Below are 20,385 nucleotides of genomic sequence, written 5' to 3' on the forward strand. Positions count from 1 at the left end.
CTCCCCCGGGGGGGGGGGGGGGGGGGCGGGCCCCCGCCGTGCCGTCGACCGCCTCTACGGACACCGGGTCATGCGCCGCCGGGCCGCCGAGGTCACCTCCGAGTCCGCGCTGCGCGGGGCCCGCGCCTCGGCCGCGCTGGAGGACGCCGACTGGCCGCTGGAGGAGGTCCGCCGCCGCACCGACTTCGGCACCGATCCGGAGGCCCGCACCGTCGGCGGCGCGCTGCGGGTCAACGCCGAGGCCGGGCAGCTGCTCGGCACCTGGCGGCATTCGCCGCTGCAGGTGCTGGCCCGGCTGCACCTGCTGGCCTGCGGCGACGACGACGCCGCGGCGGGCCGCCCGCGCCAGGACGGGGAGCAGCCGGACGGTCGCTTCGGCAAGCCGCTGCCGCCCGCACTGGCCGACGAGCCCGCGGACCCCGCCGCCGAGCGGCCGGCCCCGGTCCCGGTCTTCGACCTGGCGCCGCCGCCCCCGGCCGGGGAGGTCGCCGCGCGGCTGGAGGGCCTGGCCGGGCTGCTGGCCGGCCGGGGCGGCAAGAAGAACCCCAATGAGCGCGCCGCCCCGGCGCTGGTGGTGGCCGCCGTGGTGCACGGCGAGCTGATGACCCTGCAGCCGTTCGCCCGGCACAGCGGACTGGTCGCCCGCGCGGCCCAGCGGATCGTGCTGATCGCCGAGGGCATGGACCCGCAGGCGATCTGCCCGGTCGAGGTCGGCCTGGTCGAGCTGGGCACCGACGCCTACCGCAACGCACTGGGCGGCTACGCCTCGGGCACGGCGGAGGGGATGGCGCTGTGGATCACCCACTGCGGCGCCGCGCTGCGGCTCGGCGTCCGGGAGAGTACGGCGGTGTGCGAGGCGATGCAGCGCGGGATGGTCTGACCACCCGCCGGGGCCGCGCCAAGAAAAGCGATCCCCCGAGTTCCGCTTTTCCCGAAACAGGGCTACAAAGGAAGAAGACGGCCCGCGAGACCGGATGGACCAGCAGTCAGGATCCATCGGAGTATCAGGCCCCACGGACCGAGCACAACAACTCAGCACCCACGTGCAGCCGACCCGCGATCGGGCCGCCGCACCCGGCCGACGGACATGGTTCCAGCCGGATGCGCAAAGAAATGGCGCACGCATGGTCACTGGGAAGCTGTGCCAGCGGCGGCACCACCACAAGGTGCCGCCGCACTTTCATGTCCGGCCCCGTCACCCGTCAGGCCGTCACCCCTCAGGCCGTCACCCCTCAGGCCGTCACCCCTCAGGCCGTCGCGCTGCGCCGGCGGGCCGCGTACCAGACGATGCCCGCCGCGGTGGCCGCCGCGCCCACCGCGGCGGCGGCCAGCACCGGGCGGCTGCTGACCCGCAGCGCGGGGCTCCGCTGCTTCAGCTGGACCGGGCGGTCGAACACCAGCACCGGCCACTCCCGGGCCACCGCCTCGCGCCGCAGCCCCCGGTCCGGGTTGACCGCGAAGGGGTGGCCGACGGCCTCCAGCAGCGGCAGGTCGGTGATCGAGTCGCTGTAGGCGTAGCTGTGCTCCAGGTCGTAGCCCTCGGCCGCGGACAGCTCGCGGATCGCCGAGGCCTTGTTCGCGGCGTAGGCGTAGAAGTCGATCTCGCCGGTGTAGCAGCCGTCGGCCTCGGCCATCCGGGTCGCGATGACATGGTCGGCGCCGAGCATCTCCCCGATGGGCTCGACCAGTTCGGAGCCCGAACTGCTGACGATGACCACGTCCCGGCCGGCCAGGTGGTGCTCCTCGATCAGCGAGGCGGCCTCGTCGTAGATCAGCGGGTCGATCAGGTCGTACAGGGTCTCCGCGACGATCTCCCGGACCAGTTGGACGTTCCAGCCGCGGCTGAGCGAGGAGAGGTACTCCCGCATCTTCTCCATCTGGTCGTGGTCGGCGCCGCCGGCCAGGAAGACGAACTGCGCATAGGCGCTCTTGAGTACGGCGCGACGGTTGATCAGCCCGCCGCGGTACAGCGGGCGGCTGAATGCGAGCGCGCTGGACTTGGCGATCACTGTCTTGTCGAGGTCGAAGAACGCGGCGGTCCGCAGCGGCCTGGGCGGCTGGAACGGGGGCTTCGGGGAGGGCTGCCGGTGGTTGTCCACGAGCACGAGGATAAGCGCCCACCATTCGGCCCAAGGGCAGGCGCGTGGGTTTGCTTGAGAAGGGGCTCGGGTACACCATGGAAGTCACGGCTCGTTCGCGACCGTGCTGCCCCGGTCTGGCTCCTCCCCCCCGAGTCAGGCTGTGGAGGACGACCCCCGCTCTCCCCCCCGGCGGGGGTCGTCGCATGTCCGGACACATATGTCCGATGCGCTTTCGGGCCTTTCGTCAATCCGACGCCCGATAAGTCATTCGCCGGAGTGACCGGCTTTTCCACACCCCCCGAGTTCTCCACAGCCGATGGTCCTTTGTGCTGCCTCCTTCCGCAAAAGCGGCACCGTTGCTGCCAGGACGCAATCGCTCCAACACGGGGAGGCAGTCATGGCCGGGACGTCGTCCACGGAACCGCCGGCGGGGGAGGCCGGGCCCGCGAGCCGGGCCCGGGGGCTCACGCCGGGACCGCTCCTGGTCACCGAGAACGAGCGGCTGATCGAGCAGCTGCTCCGGATCTGCGCGGCCGCGGGCGCCGAGCCGCAACTGGTCTGCGGCGCTCCGCCGCCCCGCCTGCTCTGGGAGTCGGCGCCGCTGGTGGTGGTCGGCGACGATGTCGCCGACCGGATGGCCGGGCTCAGCCGTCGTCCCGACGTGCTGCTGGTCGGCGACGACCTGGACGACGTCGGCGTCTGGCGGCGGGCGGTGGTCATCGGCGCCCGGCAGGTGGTCTTCCTGCCCGACGCCGAGTCCTGGCTGCTGGACCGGATCGCCGACGCCGCCGAGGGGGTCGGCGTGCCGGCGCTGACCGTCGCCGTGCTGGGCGGCCGGGGCGGCGCCGGTGCCTCCACCCTGGCCTGCGCGCTGGCGGTCACCGCCGCCCGGGAGGGGATGCGGGCCGTGCTGATCGACGGCGACCCAAGTGGAGATCCGACGGGTTCCGTGCGGAGCGGAGACGGTGCGTCAGGCCTGTTCAGCCTGGTTAGCGGCTTGCGAAGGCAGGCCATGCGGTCTCGTGAAGTTTTGCCGATTACTGCTAGATTCCAGGAGTATTTCTGCTAATATAGCTTGCTATGGCAGATTCCGGGACACGCCGCTTCGCGCTGATTGCTGGCGAGGATGGCACGGTCGAGCGGCCAGCACGGGTGGAACCCGCTCTGGCCGACGTTCTGACGCTGCAACGCCGGGCCTCCGAGAGTTCCTCGTCGGAGGACGAGCGTGCGTTGTTTCAGGACACCCTGGCGGAGTACTGCTGGGCCAGGGATGTCGCAGGGCTGGCACCGACCACTTTGCAGTCGCTGGTCCAGCCGGTGATCGAGGTCTGCTCGTTCTACGACGTCATGCCGTGGCGACTGACGCCGGGCGCCCTGGACCACTACTTCGCTGGCGTTGGTAAGCCGAATCGCCACTCCACAATGCGCTCGAAGATAACCAAGATCGACAGCTACTTCGCCTTTCTCGAACAGCGGTACGCAGGGGAGATCCGACGCCGCTTCGGGGCTGCGGTCGAGTCGCCAGTGGACTCGTTCAACCGGCCGCGGCACCGGGGTGACTTCGGACTGCGGATCCCACCTTCGGCTCGGGCGACGAAGGAGTTCTTCGCCTCCTGGCGCGAGGCACTGCCGGGGTCGCGCAAGTATCCGGTCGCGGTGCGGAACTACGTGATGTCCAAGATCGCCTATTTGTCGGGAGTTCGCGCTTCGGAGCTCTGCGGCGTCCGAATGGGTGACGTTCACTGGGAGAATGGCCAGTGGGGTCGCTTCCTGGTCAGGGGCAAGGGCGCAAACGGGTCGGGGCCACGCGAGCGGGAGGCGTATCTTTTTGCCGAGGGGCGTGCCCTGCTGTGGTGGTATGTCGAGGAGATCCGTGGCGAGTTCCGCGACGACGCTGGAGACCCACACGCGCCGCTGTTTCCCTCCGAGCGGCTCCCGAGGGCGATCGAGGCGCTGAACTTGCCCATCGCGCCGCAGATGTGCCCGGACACCTTCCGTCGGGCCTTGAAAGACGCCTCCCGCGAGCACTTGCGGGGGTCGGTCACGCTGCTCTTTCCGCACCTCCTTCGCCATGCCTGCGCGACCCACAACTATGAGGCGGGGATGCCGTTGTGGGACGTTCAGGTCTTACTCGGCCATAGCTGGGCATCCACTACGGTCGGCTATCTCGCGACCGCGAAGGGCGACCCAGAGCGGCAGAGCCTTGAATCGTCCCGGCGAGCGGTTCGCCGATTGAGTGGGGAGGCGTGAAGCGGTGAAGTGGAACTTGCGCTGGGTCGCGGCCAAACGCGACATCTGGCGCCCGACGCAGCTTTTGGTCGCTTTCGAGGAAGTGGGGTTCACACCCTCGTTGAGCAAGGTCGCAGCCCTATGGTCCAACAAGCCGGTCACGCTGCGGCTGGACGACCTCGATAAGATCTGCGCGGCTCTAGGCTGCACTGTCGCCGACCTACTAGAAGCCGAGCCGACCGCCCTGGCAGATGGCAACCGGGAACGCGAGCGCCAGGCGGTGGGCGGCGAAACGGCTCCAGGACCCGGACCGTCCAGGCCCACGCCCCGGCCAGCGAGCGGTGGACCCCGGTCGTTGCCACCGAACTGACGGGAGGCGACCCTGATGGCCAGGGCGAGGAGGAGACCCCCGGTCGGCAGCTGCCGGCTTTGTGCGAGCTGGGGTACGGTGACGGCCGACCACCGGTGCCCGCAGTGTCAGCACCAGAACAGTCGTGCATTGGCAGGCGCGCGTGGTTTCCGCTTGGACAACTGCAGGCGGTGCGGCTGGCCAGGCATCGTTGCTTACGAAGGCACCTGCCGGCCTTGCCTCGCAGCCGTCTGCTTCGGACAGGATGAGGAGTGGATGTGGGCCGAGGTGCGCCGCGAATACTTACCGCCAGACCGGCCAAGGCAGCTGGCGTTCTTCCTGGACTGCCTCAGGCTGCCGCCGGCGCATCCTGTGCGCAAGACCGACCAGGCAAGGCTTCGTGCTAGACCCCCCACATGGTTCCAGCGGTCCGGCACTGCGCAGGTCCACGACGACCTCGACCTGTGTCCTGAGCAGATAGCCAGTCAACTCGGCTTGTTCGCCACCCCACCCCGACACTTCGATAGGTCCCACGCTTTCCGGCTGCAGGGCCGTGAGATCTCTGACCTCCGCTTACTTGTGACCGCACTGGAAGAGATTGCCCGGGAACGAGGCGTATTGTCGGATTCCTGGCTGCGGGAGACCCGGCCGATGGCAGTTCTCGCCTTGGCGGCTCGGGAGCCGGGAGAGCGAGCCGTGCGCGCCGAGACGCTCCCGGATCTACCCGAGATGCACCCGACTATCGGCCAGGCTTTGGCCCGCGCAGGACTGCTGGCACCTAAGCGCCCACGGGTCGTGCCGGCGTCCCGATTCGAAAAAGGAAGCTGTGCCCACTGCCTGGCCTGGGGAAACGATCAGCGGAAGATCTGCACTCTGTGCTGGAGTTGGAGCCGTAACCATGGCGTGGGCCAGTGCCGCCGATGCTGCCGAACACTGCCGCTGGACCAAGAGCTCTGCCGCTTTTGCAGACTGGTCCTGGCGGAAACCAGCACCGACCTCAGCGGCGCGGCACTGGTAGGCGGCGACCAGCTCTGGCTGGGCGGCCCCTTCGCCTTGCAGTTGTCGACCGCGAATGCCGAGCCCTCAACACGGTCCCAGGGGCGCCACGCAGCCAAGAGACGACAGGCCCGACGCGTTGCCCGCCTCGCCCAGCCGCTGTCCATGCATCTGGTGGACCCGGCCCAAGGAGTCCTGTTCGACGCCGCAATCCGGGATTGGCGTCGACTGACAGAAGCTGATCTGCCGAGGTTGACTGACTCGGCTGCTGCCCTGGCCGCAGACTTCAACCGCTACGTCACTGATCGGGGCTGGAAGATCGAGGACGTCAGGGGGAGTATCCGGGTGCTGAGAATCCTGGTGGCCCATTTGGGCGCTGACGCGCCGATCCGGGAGGTCGATGTCCGGGCCCTTGCAGCGTCAAGCTCCAACCACCAAGGAGCCCGGGTGATTGACTACCTACGACGCCAAGGCCTGTTGGTCTCGGACCAGGCGGTCGACGCCGACCTAGCCCGGGCTCGGTCCATCGCCGCCTCGCTGACGCCCAAGTTCGCCGACATGACAAGCGCGTGGATCGACGTGCTGACAGGGCAGGGCAGCAGGCCCAGCCGGACTGTGTCCAACGCCAGGATCTATGGGTACATCCAGGCCGTCGTGCCAATCTTGCGCCAGTGGAGCGCCGCCGGTGTCGGAGACTTGCGAGAGATCACCAAGGACGACATCGAGGCAGCCCTTCAGCCCCTTGAGGGATCAGCCGCCCGTAGTGTTCACGTTGGCCTGCGCTCTCTGTTCCGAGCGCTCAAGCGCGAACGGCTGATCTTTCGCGACCCCGCCCGCAAGGTCATCCTCAAGATCAGCCGACGCCTGCCAGCTTCTCTGCCCACCGACCAGCTGCGCGGCCTGCTCGACCACATCCCTGATACGCGCAGCCGCCTGATAGTTGCATTGATCGCCATCCATGCCCTCCGGCCCGGCGAACTACGGACTCTGCTGCTGGACGATCTCGACCGCTCCCTCGGGCGCCTGAGCGTCCGCCGTCAAGGGCGACCCGACCACGTCGTGTTCCTGGAGGAGATCACCCTCAACCTAGCCACGGCCTGGGTCTGCGAACGCAGCCGCCAATGGAGCCGCACAACCAACCCCCACCTGTTCGTCACCCGACAGACAGCCGCCTCCGACCACAATCCACCGCTCAGTGACTGCGCAATACGTAGGCCCTTCAGTCGACTCGGCCTGAAGCCCGGGCAACTACGTGAGGACCGGCTCCTCGACGAAGCCAAGGAAACCGCAGACCCGGTTCATCTCATGCGCGTCTTCGGGGTTTCCAGTGCCACCGCGATCCGCTACGTTGCCGCCGCCCACCCTGCGGACATCCGCCCCGACCCAATCGCTCCATGAACATTCAGAAGCCGCTGTGTTGCCCGCTACCGCCGCCTCGTCCGGTTTGCAAGATCGCGGCTAGGAGTACGACACGGGCCCTGCCCGGGCTGCCATTTGGTTACCCGAGAGGGCCCGGCCATCGGACAAGTCGGATGGCTCCGTGAAGGCGAATCAGGTCTCGCCCAGACTTCCAAGGCCTACCTGTGTGCTTCTCCAAGTGCTCGCTTACCGCTAGAGCGCTCTTCTCGACCAGCTTCTGGATCAGGGTCACACCGTCCGTGGCGTGCTTCTTCAACACCCGACCAGTTGGCGAACCACGATGGGCGATGGAACCGCGAAGGATGCACCAAGACGGTGTCGCAGGGGCGGACGATCGGGTGAGCGATCCTGACGGCCCGTCAGTGGGTGGCCGGCATGCGGGGCCACTGCAACGTCGTCAGAAGGTCTGGGTTGATCACCATGGCTTTGATGAGCAGCCACACGCTCGGGGCCGGGCCAGCGCATGCACCTCAAGGACGCCCGCTGTCCAGGACTTGATGCTTTCAGGCATCCCGCCCCAGACCATGTCCCCAAGTAGAAGGATGAATAGTTCTTGGCATAATTGACAGCAAGAAATTAAGTCGTCAGGATGCTCTCATGACACGACTGCTGACCCAGAGCGAAGCCGAAGTACTGCTCGATGGACATAGCCTGACCATCACTCAGGTGCTGGCAGACGGGTGGGCGAGATGGCGCAAGCTCGTCAAGAGCGACACCGAACTCGGCGCGATCCTGAGTAACCGCACCCGCGCCTCGATCGTCTATGACTGCATCCGGCACGCCGCCCTCACCTCCTTCGTCGGCGCTGAGGATGTCGTGGTGAGCGAGGACCGCGGCTTCCTCCTCCTGTCCTTCAGCCAGCGGATCATCCTGCGATTCAAGAAGTACCGCGGTGCCACCTTGCGCACTTCCAGTACGCCCACCCGGCAGGCATTGGAGTACGGCAGCCAGGTCCTACCCGGCATGGAATCCCTAACCCACCTCATAGCTGGCTACTTGCCTGACGAGGTGGGCATCGGACTTGACCGCGCCGCCATCACTTGTCCGACGACAGCCGGTATCGAGTGGGTCATCGAGTTGGACCTCACTCGCGTGGTCGGCGGCGAGGTTGACGAGCGTGACCTCGCGCCCGTCACCCACGTTGAAGCGGCCGACACGACGGTGGGTACGATCATCCGGCCCCGTCGCGCCGAACAGGATGAATTGGGGGCCGACCAGCAGACACCTTCGGAAAGGTAGATCATGATCCCGCGCATGCTGACCCTCGCGCGGGAGTCCCGTAGCCTCTCGCAGTCTCAGCTTTCGAAGCTCACGGGGATCGGCCAGCCGATCCTGTCGAAGGCGGAGAATGGCGTGGCCGCACTCTCTCCCGAACGCCTGGACATAGTCTCCGAGGTGCTTGACTATCCACGCGAGATCTTCGACTGGGCTGATGAACACCTCGGCCTGGGCCCATCCGGCTTCTACCACCGCAAGCAGTCGGGACTGGGGCAAACCGCTTTGAAGCGCATCGAAGCCGAGGTTGCGTTTCTTGTCATGCAGCTTCGGCGTCTGGAGCGCAGTGTGGAGATCGAACCAGCACATCGGCTCCCTGTCCTCGATGCCGACGAGTACTCACCGGAGCAGGCGGCGGAGGTGGTGCGTGCCACCTGGCTTATGCCCAGCGGTCCGGTCTCCAATGTCGTGCGCCTTGTCGAACGCGCCGGGGTAGTCGTGGTCAGGCGAGACTTGCGATCACCCAAGATCTCGGCCCTCAGTATCAATCCGCCAGGGGACCTGCCCATCATTGTTCTCAATACGGGTATGCCCGCTGATCGTGAGCGATTTACGATCATGCATGAGATCGGACACATGGTCATGCACCAGATCCCGCGCGACAACGGGGAGAAGGAAGCCGATGCTTTCGCCTCCGCTTTCCTGATGCCAGCACTAGATATCTCGCCCTTCCTTGCGGGTGGCATGAGTATCCAGAAGGCGGCGCAACTTAAGCAGCACTGGCGTACCTCCATGTCGTCAATCATTCGATGCGCTCACACGCTGAGAAAGATCGATGACGCTAAGTATAAAAGTCTGATGGTTCAGATGTCGCAGTACGGATATCGCAAGAACGAACCAGGTGAAGTCCCGCAGGAAGAGCCGACCATCTTGGGTAACGTGTTGGCTGTCTTCCGCGACGACCATGGATACAGCGAGCAGGAACTGGCCACCGTTGTAGGTCTGAAGCCACGCGAGTTCCACACCTGCTTTGGTGCCGGTCGCCGACTTCGGGCCGTATGACGGTGACTGTGGGCCGACTCCCATGAATCGGAGTCAGCCTGCACCGTGCTGGAAGTCAACGACACCCGCATGTCCGCCAAGGTGTTCGAGGTCGGATGCTCCATCACCCGTCACCCTCGGCGAGCCGCTTGACTGAGGGGCCCTTCCGGTAGGGCCTCCGGCATGGAGATCGCGGCGACGTCAGCCCGGCTGAGGAAGCCCTTGCGGGTCAAGTACTCCGCTGGAGTTTCTCGGCCTTCAGCTGTTGGCGCGGGCGCAGGCCGCCGCATGTCGATGTTCAGCACGGTCACTGAACTGAGGCCAGCACTTTCTGCAGGCACGCCACGCTGGCCACCGCCTCGTCGTAGTTGTTCAGCCTTGGGCCGCAGCGGAGTACGGGTCTCCCCGACCAACTCTGCAGGACGGATCCCATCGAACTGACGCAACATAGGTTGGGAGCCGGAGAACGGCTATAGCATCGGCGTTGCCACATCACAGGGACCAGGTAAGGGTGACGGATGAGCCAGGACCGCAGGCTGACCAGAGTGCGGGTGGAAGGCCTGTTCGACCGGTTCAACCACAAAGTTGACTTCCCCGCAGGCGATACCTTCGTGATCGTCCACGGCCCCAATGGGGTCGGGAAGACCAGGCTGCTGGATCTTGTGGGCGCTATCGCGTGGCCCGTGAACTTCACCGAACTGACCCGCATTCCCTTCAGGTCGTTGGAATTGCGGTTCAGCGATGAATCGATCCTCAAGGTTGAGAAGACAGAGGTACCAGAACCTAACGGTCTTCGTTTCGATCTCTGTGGAGACCACGTCGAGACCGAGACCTGGTCTCCACGGGCATCGGCCCAGACATCAGATGCACTGCATCGGTGGCTCAGCGCGGCCTCAGCGGCCGGCGCACCCTTGTCCCCACGCGAGCGAGAATTGCGCAACCTTCTCGCTCACGGGTTCGATGTGGATATCGCGACCAGGTTTAGCGAGCTGGGCCCGGCGCTTCGACGGGACCTCCAGGAGCTCACCGAGCCTGCACCGGAGAGCTTGCGCGAGTTCCTCACTGATTTCAAAGTACACTTCATCGACACGCACCGCCTCCGCAGCTTGCAGAGCTCCGAGGAACGACCGGGGCGGGCCCGGACGGCTGCGACGCTGACCAAGGTGGAGGAGTTCTCCAAGGAATTGCGAGGCCGACTCGCCAAGGCGCTGGAGGATAACTCTCGCACCTCGCAGGATCTGGATCGCACCTATCCGCGGCGGCTCTTGGAGGAGCCGGCGGACGTGAGCGAGCAGGAGATCCGGGACCGCTACGTGGCTCAGGAGGAATGGCGGCGCCGATTGGGGGAAGTATCGCTGGTCGACGAGCAGACCGAAGTGATCGAGATCCCGGAGCAGATGGAGTACTGGCAGCGGGCCGTGCTGTGGACGTACCTGCGGGACACTGAGGACAAGCTATCCACGTTCGATGACATCCTCGACCGTGTCTCCCTGCTACGTGACATCGTCAATAGTCGTTTCCTCTTCAAGAACCTGGAAATCGACGGAAGTCAGGGCTTTAAGATCATCGGCGATGGCGGGGAGGAGCTGGACCTGGCGTCGCTGTCGTCTGGTGAGCAGCATGAACTCGTTCTCACCTACGACTTGCTGTTTAACACGGAGCCTGGCGCACTGGTTCTCATCGATGAGCCAGAGATCTCGTTGCATGTCTCATGGCAGAAGGCCTTCATGCGTGATCTGCAAAGGATCGCCGAGCTAGTGAAGTTCCGGACAATCATCGCAACGCACTCGCCACAGATCGCCGGAAAATGGGCAGACCGCATGGTTGTCCTCGGCCCGGACGCGGAGTAGGGCCCCAGTGTTCGACGACCTTGACGGCGACGACCTGTACGCCGAGCTGATCATGTTGCGTTCGAACGATCTGCGTGCCTTCATCGTCCTTGAAGGACCAACTGATTGCCACGTACTCGACGAATTCGTCAACGACGAGCACTTCACGACTGTCCCAGCCCTCGGTAAGGACCGCGCGCTCGGCGCGATCGCGCGCCTCGACGAAGGCACAGTCCTGGACGTCTTCGCGCTCCTGGATCGAGACTGGGTCGGCATCTTGGAGGAGGGAGTCAAGCGCTCCGAGGTGGCCTACACCGACTTTTACGACATGGACGCGTGCATCTTCTTCACGCCGGGCGTCTACGAGAAGCTCGCAGCCACGTTCTGCACGGACCATACTTTCAAGCGCGGGGCACCTGGTTGCTCACACCACGACATCAGTACCGCCTGTGTTGACCTGGCCCTTGCTGTCGGGGTCCTCAGGTTCATATCGAGTCGTGAGGGCTTGGGCCTTGCCTTGCGCAAATTCCCTCTCGACCAGGTCGCAAACGTTCACAATGGCTCAATTGACCTCGGCAAGCTGATCACGATTGCTTGCAGGAAGGCTGACAAGAACCCAGACGACTACCCGAGCCTCCTAGATACCCTGCAACGCGAACTCGCGGCCATCAAGGAACCGCGTCGCTACTGCTCGGGACACGACCTGGCGAAGGCCTTCCATCTGGTCGCCAAGCGACGCTGGGCCACCAAGATTGGCGCGGACGTCATCGAGCGGTCCGCACGTGCTGCCTACGGCCGTGATCACTTTGAGCAGGGCGGAATTTACCGAAGCACGAACCACTGGACGACCATCAGCGGTGAGACCGCGTGGCGCCTGGCAAGTGCAGCGGGGTAGTCGGAGAACGTAGGGCGGTTGACCATCGCTAGCCTGCGGCGCACCCCACATCGTTGCAGGCTGGCCGATCAACATCCTCCTGCACCGGGGCATGCCTGACTTCCCGCAGGTCGCCGTAGCAACGCAAGCGGGCTCCAGGAGTGAACGCATCAACTCTTCACTGCGCGTTGCACCGGCTGGCCAAATGATCTTGATTCGGCAAAGAAGAAACGTTGCATCTTCCCGAGTGCTCCTCGTCATCGTTCCGAGTCGCTGATGCAATCAGGAGCAAGCAGCCTGTGTCTAGCCATTGGTGACGGGTTGTTGCTGGGAGCATAGAAGCTACCGCCCAGTGCGGAGAAGCCCCGGTCGTGCTGCTCGGCGCAGGCCGGGTGTTCCATTGGTACCCGTCATGCAACTGGTACTCGATCGCGGTGTCCAAGCGCTCTCGCAGTGCGCCGGCGCTCAGAGCCTACTCCCAGATCTCGCCCGAGTTATCCGCTGGCCAGCCCCTGAGCGCCACCTGTCCTGTGGAGCACACCGCCGAATCGAACTAGCTGACCGGGCCACTCCAACCGCGCTGCTTGACCGCCTTTGGCGGCGGGTGATATCGGATGCGGCGCCCGGAGTGGCGTGCGCGGGAGGGGTAAGCCGTGGCGTCATCGGGATTGAGTAGCAGCGGTACAGCGGTTAACGTTGAGATTGATCTTGGTTTCGTGTGACGCCCAGGCGTCATGCGGCCGGTAACCCTGGCGGCCGCCGGTGTTGCGGCGAGTCTGGCCCGGCGGGCTGCGCGTCGGCGGTACGCCCGCGACCGACGTGGAGTCCGGGGCCGCCTAAGGCTGTGTGCCCAACAGGTCGTTGAGCGCAGCACGCACCTGCTCGACGTCGTCCCCGGCGTAGGCCGTGATCCGGCCCGCCCGGAGGGACGCGGCAACGTCCACCAGCAGCATCCTGGGCGGCTCGTACCAGTTCGCTGGCTTGTCCCACTCCGCCTCGTCACACGCGAACACAGGCCGGTACTTGGCAATCTCCCGCAGCGGCACGTTCTCGAAGGTGGTGCCCAGCCCGGCCGCCCTTGCCTCGCGTTCACAACCAGGACTCGCAGCAGTGGATACCTCGACGACCGGCAGCCCGATCCCCCGCGCGAAGACGATCATGTTGACAGCCCCCGCGAACGGGCAGCGGCAGAAGCGCGGATACACGCAATAGTCCTCCGCGTCCTCATCCAACGTCTCGCGGATTTTGCTGCACTGCTCGGCGATGACCGCCGACGCGCCTATCGGTGCACTGCAGCACAGCCGGTGCACCACCGTCTTGTAGATCTGGCTCGCGTAACTGATTTCGTCATCTGCGATGGGAGTGCGGCAGATGGAGCACGGCGGGCACCCGTCTGCCTGCCACTTGCGTCGTATCGCGCGCCGGATGGCAGAGTCGGAACGTCGGGGAGCGTCGTCCATGTCAGCAACGTAGACGCGGTACTGCCCCCAGCGCAGGAAGATCCGCTGCCCCGCCTACGCCAATTCCCGCCCCGATACTCCAAGGGCCTCCTCCTGCTCCTGGTCGTCCTCCTCCGCCCAGGTGCCGAAGGGGCCGGGCAGGCCGGGCTCCTCGGCGCCGAGGAGCGGGGCGCCGCCTTTGGTGCGGTGCTCTGCGGGGATCACCGGGCGGTCTCTTCCTGGCGGTCGGCGGCGGTCAGCTGGGCGCGCTGGCTGACCAGGCGATCACGCAGGTCGGTCTCCTCGGGGGTGAGCGGGCCGTCGGGCCGCAGGATCCGCGCGGGCTTGGGCCGCAGCGGCCGGCCGTCGTCCACCGCGGCGAGGGCGGCGGCCTCCTCGGCTTCGGCGAGCGCGCGGTACACCGAGGCAACCGACGGGTTCTCCCCAGCGTTCTTGCCGGTCTTGATGACCAGCTTCTTGGCGATCTCCGGCACCGGGACGCCCTTGTCCTTGAGCGCGACGGCGAAGGTCAGCATGTCGTCGTCGATGACCTTCGGCCGGCCGCCGTGGTTGCCCTTGCGCGCGGCGGTCTGCTGGCCCTCCAGGGTCTTCTCCCGGATGTAGTTGCGGTCCAGCTGGGCGGCGACGGCCAGCACGGCGAACAACATCGAGCCCATCCCGTTGGGGTCGTAGACGCCAGTCAGCGGGCCAGTGAGGAGTTCGAGCAGGATGCCGGCTCCCTCCAGGTCGGCGGAGAGCTGCATCAGCTCGGCGGCGTTGCGCGCCAGGCGCTTCATCTCGTGGACGGTCAGGATCACGACCTGGTCCGGGGCCGCCTCCTTGAACGCGGTGGCGAGCTTGAGGGCGGCCGCCATCTCCGGGCGGTGCTTGACCCGGGTGCTGATCTTCTCCCGGAAGATCTTCGTGCAGCCCGCGGCCTCCAGCGCCTCGATCTGGCTCGCCAGCTCCTGGCTGACCATCGACGTGCGGGCGTACCCGATCCGTACCGGCTGGCTCCCGGCGGCGGGCTCGGGGACGACGGCCAGCGCCGGGCCTGGCTGCCAGGTCCGGCCCGGGCCGCGGTCGGCGGGGATGAGGACGTCGAGGTCCTCGCGCAGCGCAGGTACCAGGATGAAGCGCGGGGTGTGGTACTTCGCGGCCACCTTCCCGCCGAGCGTGCGGCACGGACTGCCGGCCAGCACCTCGCACTTCGGGCACTTGTGGCGTTCTACCGCAGATGCGGCCTGATCGGGCGTCAGATCCATGGCGGAAGTCTCTCAGAAGTGCGTCGCAGAAGTCCGGAGTTCTGAGAGGTTTTCTGCGAGACAACACCCGGACAAACCAGACCTGTTTCGGGGTCCTCTCAGAACTCGCGCATCTGATCATTTGTGAGAAGGATCGCCGCCGCGCCTGGCTCACGGACTCCGTGCTCAGTCCTTTGCGACAGAGTGGAGTTCCTCCGCCGGGACGGTGCTGGCTCGTCCCGGCGCCGTCGCGGGGAGCCGCCCGGCCTTCCGCGCCTGAGCGACCAGCCGTCCGGCGTGACTGCGCGAGCAGGGCAGTTCGTCCTTCACGGCGAGCACGGGCGGTCGCCCCTCAAGTACGGCCTGCTTGTAGATCGCCGCCACCCGGGCGAGCCGCTCGTCGTCAGTCTGGGAACCGCGGCCCTCGCGTACCGGGCGGCCACCGTAGAGTCCTTCGACTCCCTCAACCTGGTACCAGCCGTGCTCGGCGTTGACGATCTCGGCGGGGCGTCGGACCAGCGTGATGCCGGCGTTGACCAGTCGCTCAATTGGGATCTTGCGGAGGATCTTCTGTGTGATGGGCGCGCCCATCCCCATTATCGGGTGTTCCACCTGCAGTACGGACACCTGGGGACCGTGGTCGGCGATCAGCACGAGCATGGCGACGGTGAAGCCGTCCATCTCGGTGCGCACCGTGAAGCGGGAGGGGTAGGCCCAGCCCTGTTCGGCGAGTACCCATCCGGCTCGGTCGTCGGGCTCTGCGGTCAGATCTGTAGAGGTCACCCCCTTATGGTACGGCCGAGACACATCCATACTAATTCTCCCGCTCATGTCATGAGGTGGAGCGGCCTCTCGGCTTGGTATGGCCGTGACACAGCCGTACCATGGGCGCATGGATACCAACTATGAGGCCGCCCCCGGCGGCCGCACACAGAATCAGGTCCCGACTCCGCAGGTCACCAAGGTGGCCGGTGGAGCTCATGCCGGAGTCGAGAAAGGCGTCACCGCCGATCTCATCACCGCCGTCCACGCGATTGGCGGACCTGCAGCAGTGGGCGCTGCGGCCAAGTACGGCCTGCAGTACGGCGCGAGCGTCGTGAACACGGTTGTCACCCAGCGTGCCGAGACCCATCGGGAGCAGCTGCGGCAGGCTGGCGAGACCGAGCGAGCACGGATTGCCCAGCAGGCGGCGACGCCACCGCAGCTCGAACCGCCCGTGTCCGAGTAGTCCCGCTCCTGGGTACGGCTGCGGGCCCGGCACCGGCACGGTGGGGGCCCGCAGCCGTACCCAGGACATCACCCCGGTCCGGTTCCGCTCCGCCGGGGGCGCCTGACCGATGGGGTGGTCGGTCGTGACGCTGGACTGAGCTACTCGTCGACCTGGTCGTCTTCGTCCACCGCTGCCGGGTCGCGCAGCGGCCGCAGCCCGTTCTCGGGTTGGGAGGCCGTGAAGGCGTACCGGCCCAGGAGGTCAAATGCCCGGCTTTCAGCGGGGACAGGCGGGCCACGTCCTCGTCCAGGCCGTCGTGCTCGCGCTGTTCGGCGGGCAGCGCCCGCAGCGTTTCGACGACGGCGTCCAGATAGCGGGTGTTCCACAGCACCACGGCGTTCAGCACGAGCTCCAGGCTGGCCAACTGGTCCTCCTGGCCGTCGCGGTACGCCTGCTGGATGTGGCCGCGCTTGCCGTGGCAGATCGCGCGGGCCAGGGTGTGGCGGGACTCCTGCACGGTCAGCTGGCGGTTCATCCGCCGGCGGTAGGTGTCGTCCACCGGGTCCACCAGGTCGAACAGGTGGAAGGTCTTCTCGATCCGGCCGTACTCGGCGAACGCCTGCCCCAGCGGAGTGGGGTGGCCCTCGCGGCCGAACATCCGCAGCAGGTCGTAGGCGCGGACCTGGTTGGTGATCAGCGACCCGGCCACACGCAGCATGTCCGGCCACTGCTCGCGGATCTTGCGCAGGTTCACCTTGTTGCGGGCGATCGCCTTCAGCGGCCCGTAGCCGGCCTGCGGCTCGCCGACGGGTATCTCGGCGCGCCAGAACCGCTCGTCGGCCAGGTCGCGGAAGCGCGGCGCGAAGCGGAAGCCGAGCATCTTGAAGATCCCGAAGACCATGTCGGAGGCGTTGTTGGTCGCCACCATCTCCGGGCGCACACCGCCGTCCAGGTTCAGCAGGGTGTCCAGGATGAACAGGGAGTCGCGCGGCGTGCCGGGCACCAGCATCGCCGATCCCCGAAACTTGATCATTAGGTGCGTTTAGCCAGGTCAGACCCCACTTCTGGCCAAAATACTTGGGTGAGGGCGCCGAGTTGATGCTCCGCTTGGGCACCACGAACCGCAGCCCGTCCACCGATGCCAGCAGCCCGCCGCCACAGCTCTGCGCGAGCGGCACCCGGGCCTGGGCGGAGATCAGCATCGCGTTGGCCGCAGCGATCGTGTCGGCCCGCAGGGGGCGTTGTCGATCTTCGCGGGGCGATCTTCAAATAACGAAGGTTTTTTGAAGGTCATGCCAGGGCTCGTCGCGATGACTCCTTGGGCATTGTTCTAGAAAACCACTCTTGACTGCCTTTCTAGAAGGAGTAGCTTGGAGGCATGACTAAGAGTGAAGATCGGCTGATGCCGACGGGTACCTGTTGGTGCGGATGCGGAACCGAGGTCGGGCTCGGCTCCTTCTTCTCCCAGGGACACGACAAGATCGCAGAAGCCGCCCTCTTGGCGGCCCGGTATGAGAACTCCGTCGCCCGCCTCATTGCCCACCATGGCTTCGGTCCCGACAACGGCATCCGCGAGGCCGCAGTCGAGAGCGGTTACTGGGGGGCGTGCCCCGGAACGGACTGCAACTACCTCGGCACTCCGGCCAGCATTCGAAACCACCGCAAGAAGGCCCAGCACTAGGGACCGCCCCACAGTGGGCTCTGTGAAGACCGCTGGGTCGGTTTCGACCTACCCGGCGGTCAGGCGCGAACACGACGAGCACGCAACCGCGACGGAACCCTCTCGCTGACCTGCGGCTGAGCCCTTAGCGTTGTTTTTTCGGCGAGAACTACTGGGCCCCCGTAAGCTCGCGAGCAGCGGTCTCCTGAATCTGCCGGACGGCTGCACGCCAGAGCCGCCCTGTTGACCGATGCCGGGGCGGCTCCATGCTAGTTGAGCAGTGCACCATGACCGGCGAGAGCGAAGGCGTCATGGGCGTCGAGGAACCCGCCCCAAGTCTCCAGGATCTCCTTCTCCGCCTTGTCCCAGCGTTTGCGGTCCTCGTCGTACCACTCACCCGGAATCTCGCTCCACCCTTCCCTCACCTTCATCGGGAGCATTCCTTCATCGGTTCTCGTGAGCAGATCGCGGGCGGCGGCCAGGAACACGCGGTAGGCGCGCTCAACGTCGGTGTCGTGGAAGCCGCGTGGATCGGCCTCGCGCACGGTAACAAACTCGTCAAGACTCGTTAGCACGTCGGTAGGGACCTTGTTGCCGAGGAAGGTCCCCTCTGCGAGCACTGACAGGGCCCGCTGGAGAGCGGAGCTGGACTCTATGGATCCAAGAAACTCCGTGTCTTTGAATCGCCGCAGAGCGTTGCGCTGGTTGTGCAGGCCGACAGGCTTGTCCACGTCGTAACGGCCTGCCGGATGGCGATCACCACTGGCGGAGGCGGCAACGTCTTCAAGGGACAGGGAGTTGCCCGCAACCTTGCTGGCGAAGCCGGGGCGATCGGCGAGCGTGGCCAGGGGGACGGCAACGAGCTGGGTGCCCGGGTAGTTTCTCGCACGGTCGGTGGTCACGACCCCGGTCAGCAGGTTCCCGCAGAACAGGGCTGCCCCGGATGCCCCGGACCAGGGTGACGATGCACCAGGAGTACTGGGGGTGGCGACTTCGTCGATGTGCGCGGTGATCAGCCCGGACTTCAAGCCGGTCAATGTCTCGATGTGCCCGCTGATCTGCTTGGTGTCCCGCTGCCCGTCCCGTTGTTCAGCCTCGGGGAACCCCACCGCGCGGCAGGAGACACGCGACTCGACGGCACCGGGTGACGGCAGGCGCCCCCAGCGTACGGGTGCTGCTGAGGCCGGTGGCTGCCATGCTGCGTCGGTGATGAGCAACAGGGCGGCGTCGGCTTGCGGGTCCTGCTCGACGTCGGGCGGTTGCTCGGGCCACAGCACACTGGCTGCCACCCATGTGGCCGGCGGCTCCCCGTACACGGCGAGCCGCCGCACCTCCAACGCCCGCGCGGAGGCGGAGTCGGCATCCCGGACGTTGTGGTGGGCGGTCAGGACCAAGCGGTCAGTGATGAGATAGCCGGTCCCGGCGATCTTGCCTGCCGGATTCCATACCTCCACCACTCGCTGCACGTCCACTAACGGTCCCCTTCTCTGCATCTCACAAGCGGGTCCCAGTCGGGGCGTTACTGGGGACGCTGGCTGCTCTGGGCGCTGATGTTCTGGTCCTGACCGTCTTTATCGACCGGCTGCAAGGTGATCTTCAGACGGGATGTGGCACCGGTCGCGTATCCGGCTTTCGCCTCGACGCTGGCGCTCCAGGGCAGGATCGATACCTTCGCTCCGGCCTGGGCGTCCTTCTTGACGTCTACGGCGAACTCCATCTCCACAGGGCCGGGGCGGAAGTGGATCTTATGCCCGCGACCGTCGTCCATGGCCTTTTCCAGCTCGGCCCGTATCGCGCTGATGGCCTCGGACAATCCCGCCCACGGCTCCTGTGACATGAGTCCCCCTGTTGCGCTGCGATGACGTTAGGTGGGTAGCGTAGCGACTGCCGACCGGAGAAATGCCCGAGAATAACGATCTACCGAGGGCCAGGACACGCCCGCTGCGGATCTAGAGTTGCTCGGAGCATTGGAACGGTGGTCAGCGTGTTCGGTGGCTACGGTGCAGCTCGAACAGGCGGTCACAGCCCAACGTTCACCCGGTCCGCGAACTCCCGCGCTTTCGCGAGCGTCTCCGGGCTTCGGCTGAACGTAAGGCGGAGCTGGTTCTTCTTCAACTCACACCAGTCCGTGCGCACCTTGTCCTTCAGCACGATGTCCAGTCGGCGGATGCCGTCCTTCACCTCGATCCGAGCGACATCACCGACATACACCCCCGGCCAGGAAGCCGACCCGGCGTGAGCTTTGGCCACCAATTTGGACAGATAATCGAACCAGATCACCTGCCCGTCGAACGTCCAAATGGCCTTTAGACCAGGGGCGTCGCCCTCGAACACGATGGGCTCGGCCAGTCTGCTGTACTCACCGGCCTGCGCCCATTCCGCAACCCGCGCAGCTACAGCTCCCCGAGTCTGCTCGTTGACGAGCCTCTGCCTGGCAGCGCTCTCATGCAAGGCACCACCAACAGCGTGCATGGCATTGGACACGTCGGACCCGCCGACCGACGTGGATACCGACACCCCTGGCGCAACGCGCACCCCGATCCTGAACTTCACCGCTGACCCACCGCCCGCCCCTGCAGGCGCGCAGCCCGACTGCCGCAGCACCTCGACTATGAGGCGCAGCCTAGCGCCCGCAAGGCAACCAGGCGGACGTCGGCTCGTTGCACCAGTGCGCTGCGTTAGGCAGCGCTCGCGCGCGGCTTCGACCTGGCCACCGCGCCCCACCCGCTGATCTGCGTCGACGACGCAGGCAACTGGCTCGTTATGGAGACTGCGGCCTGGACGGTCGCGTCGACGGCC

At 66.2% G+C, this 20,385-nt stretch carries 19 protein-coding genes and 1 pseudogene; 11 read left to right on the forward strand and 9 right to left on the reverse strand.

Annotated elements, in window-relative coordinates; genetic code table 11:
- Positions 1–880 (forward strand): Fic family protein (locus TR46_RS29855; RefSeq protein WP_042407509.1); only part of this gene is annotated, 880 nt, incomplete at its 5' end.
- A gap of 367 nt (positions 881–1,247) precedes the next feature.
- Here the strand turns inward: TR46_RS29855 and TR46_RS29860 are convergent.
- Positions 1,248–2,111, reverse strand: a complete 864-nt coding sequence (locus tag TR46_RS29860; RefSeq protein ID WP_439654400.1) for an HAD family hydrolase — start codon at positions 2,109–2,111, stop codon at positions 1,248–1,250.
- A 367-nt stretch (positions 2,112–2,478) separates the two neighbouring features.
- Between TR46_RS29860 and TR46_RS29865 the strand changes: the two genes are divergently transcribed.
- The 8 genes from TR46_RS29865 to TR46_RS29895 all read left to right on the forward strand — a co-directional run bounded on the left by TR46_RS29865 (position 2,479) and on the right by TR46_RS29895 (position 12,054).
- Positions 2,479–3,150: a CpaE-like family protein gene (locus tag TR46_RS29865; protein WP_052433197.1), complete on the forward strand. Its 672-nt coding sequence runs from the start codon at positions 2,479–2,481 to the stop codon at positions 3,148–3,150.
- A gap of 11 nt (positions 3,151–3,161) precedes the next feature.
- Positions 3,162–4,331, forward strand: a complete 1,170-nt coding sequence (locus TR46_RS29870; RefSeq protein ID WP_084719055.1) for a tyrosine-type recombinase/integrase — start codon at positions 3,162–3,164, stop codon at positions 4,329–4,331.
- Positions 4,332–4,335: 4 nt separating this feature from the next.
- Positions 4,336–4,680: a helix-turn-helix domain-containing protein gene (locus TR46_RS40140; RefSeq protein WP_084719056.1), complete on the forward strand. Its 345-nt coding sequence runs from the start codon at positions 4,336–4,338 to the stop codon at positions 4,678–4,680.
- Positions 4,681–5,820: 1,140 nt separating this feature from the next.
- Positions 5,821–7,053, forward strand: a complete 1,233-nt coding sequence (locus TR46_RS42660) for a site-specific integrase (protein ID WP_161790218.1) — start codon at positions 5,821–5,823, stop codon at positions 7,051–7,053.
- Positions 7,054–7,671: 618 nt separating this feature from the next.
- Entirely contained in the window at positions 7,672–8,313 is a 642-nt protein-coding gene (locus tag TR46_RS29880) for a hypothetical protein (protein ID WP_042407513.1), read from the forward strand.
- Between the two features lie 15 nt (positions 8,314–8,328).
- Positions 8,329–9,351: an XRE family transcriptional regulator gene (locus TR46_RS29885; protein WP_052433198.1), complete on the forward strand. Its 1,023-nt coding sequence runs from the start codon at positions 8,329–8,331 to the stop codon at positions 9,349–9,351.
- 497 nt (positions 9,352–9,848) lie between these two features.
- Positions 9,849–11,180 carry an AAA family ATPase gene (locus TR46_RS29890; RefSeq protein ID WP_042407525.1) on the forward strand — a complete coding sequence of 444 codons (1,332 nt, stop codon included), beginning with the start codon at positions 9,849–9,851 and terminating at the stop codon, positions 11,178–11,180.
- Between the two features lie 7 nt (positions 11,181–11,187).
- Positions 11,188–12,054, forward strand: coding sequence for a hypothetical protein (locus tag TR46_RS29895; RefSeq protein ID WP_042407528.1), 867 nt, complete (start codon positions 11,188–11,190; stop codon positions 12,052–12,054).
- Positions 12,055–12,869: 815 nt separating this feature from the next.
- On the opposite strand, the gene TR46_RS29900 is transcribed toward TR46_RS29895, so the two are convergent.
- From TR46_RS29900 to TR46_RS29910, 4 genes are all read right to left on the reverse strand, one after another.
- Positions 12,870–13,493 (reverse strand): hypothetical protein, encoded by a 624-nt coding sequence (locus TR46_RS29900; protein WP_152626751.1) that lies wholly within the window; start codon positions 13,491–13,493, stop codon positions 12,870–12,872.
- 54 nt (positions 13,494–13,547) lie between these two features.
- The gene (locus TR46_RS43280; protein WP_169790676.1) at positions 13,548–13,697 is read right to left on the reverse strand and encodes a hypothetical protein; all 150 of its coding nucleotides are present in this window, start codon (positions 13,695–13,697) and stop codon (positions 13,548–13,550) included.
- Complete coding sequence (locus TR46_RS29905) at positions 13,694–14,737, reverse strand: recombinase family protein (protein ID WP_042407535.1); 1,044 nt, start codon at positions 14,735–14,737, stop codon at positions 13,694–13,696. Before TR46_RS29905 ends, TR46_RS43280 begins: the two co-directional genes overlap by 4 nt.
- Before the next feature lie 165 nt (positions 14,738–14,902).
- Positions 14,903–15,499, reverse strand: a complete 597-nt coding sequence (locus TR46_RS29910; protein ID WP_042407538.1) for a hypothetical protein — start codon at positions 15,497–15,499, stop codon at positions 14,903–14,905.
- 109 nt (positions 15,500–15,608) lie between these two features.
- Between TR46_RS29910 and TR46_RS40150 the strand changes: the two genes are divergently transcribed.
- On the forward strand, positions 15,609–15,944 hold the full coding sequence (locus TR46_RS40150) for a hypothetical protein (protein ID WP_152626752.1): 336 nt from the start codon (positions 15,609–15,611) through the stop codon (positions 15,942–15,944).
- Positions 15,945–16,084: 140 nt separating this feature from the next.
- Here TR46_RS40150 and TR46_RS29915 read toward each other — a convergent pair.
- A pseudogene (locus TR46_RS29915) lies at positions 16,085–17,238 on the reverse strand (Tn3 family transposase); the annotation flags it as partial.
- Between the two features lie 66 nt (positions 17,239–17,304).
- On the opposite strand from TR46_RS29915, the gene TR46_RS29920 reads away from it, so the two are divergent.
- Complete coding sequence (locus tag TR46_RS29920; protein ID WP_236655577.1) at positions 17,305–17,607, forward strand: hypothetical protein; 303 nt, start codon at positions 17,305–17,307, stop codon at positions 17,605–17,607.
- Positions 17,608–17,855: 248 nt separating this feature from the next.
- Here the strand turns inward: TR46_RS29920 and TR46_RS29925 are convergent, their stop codons facing one another.
- The 3 genes from TR46_RS29925 to TR46_RS29935 form a co-directional block, all read right to left on the reverse strand.
- On the reverse strand, positions 17,856–19,058 hold the full coding sequence (locus TR46_RS29925; protein WP_042407545.1) for a S1 family peptidase: 1,203 nt from the start codon (positions 19,056–19,058) through the stop codon (positions 17,856–17,858).
- Between the two features lie 47 nt (positions 19,059–19,105).
- A complete protein-coding gene (locus tag TR46_RS29930; protein WP_042407547.1) occupies positions 19,106–19,423 on the reverse strand; it encodes a trypco2 family protein in 318 nt (105 codons plus the stop codon).
- 182 nt (positions 19,424–19,605) lie between these two features.
- Positions 19,606–20,139: a hypothetical protein gene (locus TR46_RS29935; RefSeq protein ID WP_152626753.1), complete on the reverse strand. Its 534-nt coding sequence runs from the start codon at positions 20,137–20,139 to the stop codon at positions 19,606–19,608.
- Positions 20,140–20,385 lie beyond the last annotated feature (246 nt).

It is taken from the genome of Streptacidiphilus carbonis (assembly GCF_000787775.1).
GTDB lineage: Bacteria > Actinomycetota > Actinomycetes > Streptomycetales > Streptomycetaceae > Streptacidiphilus > Streptacidiphilus carbonis.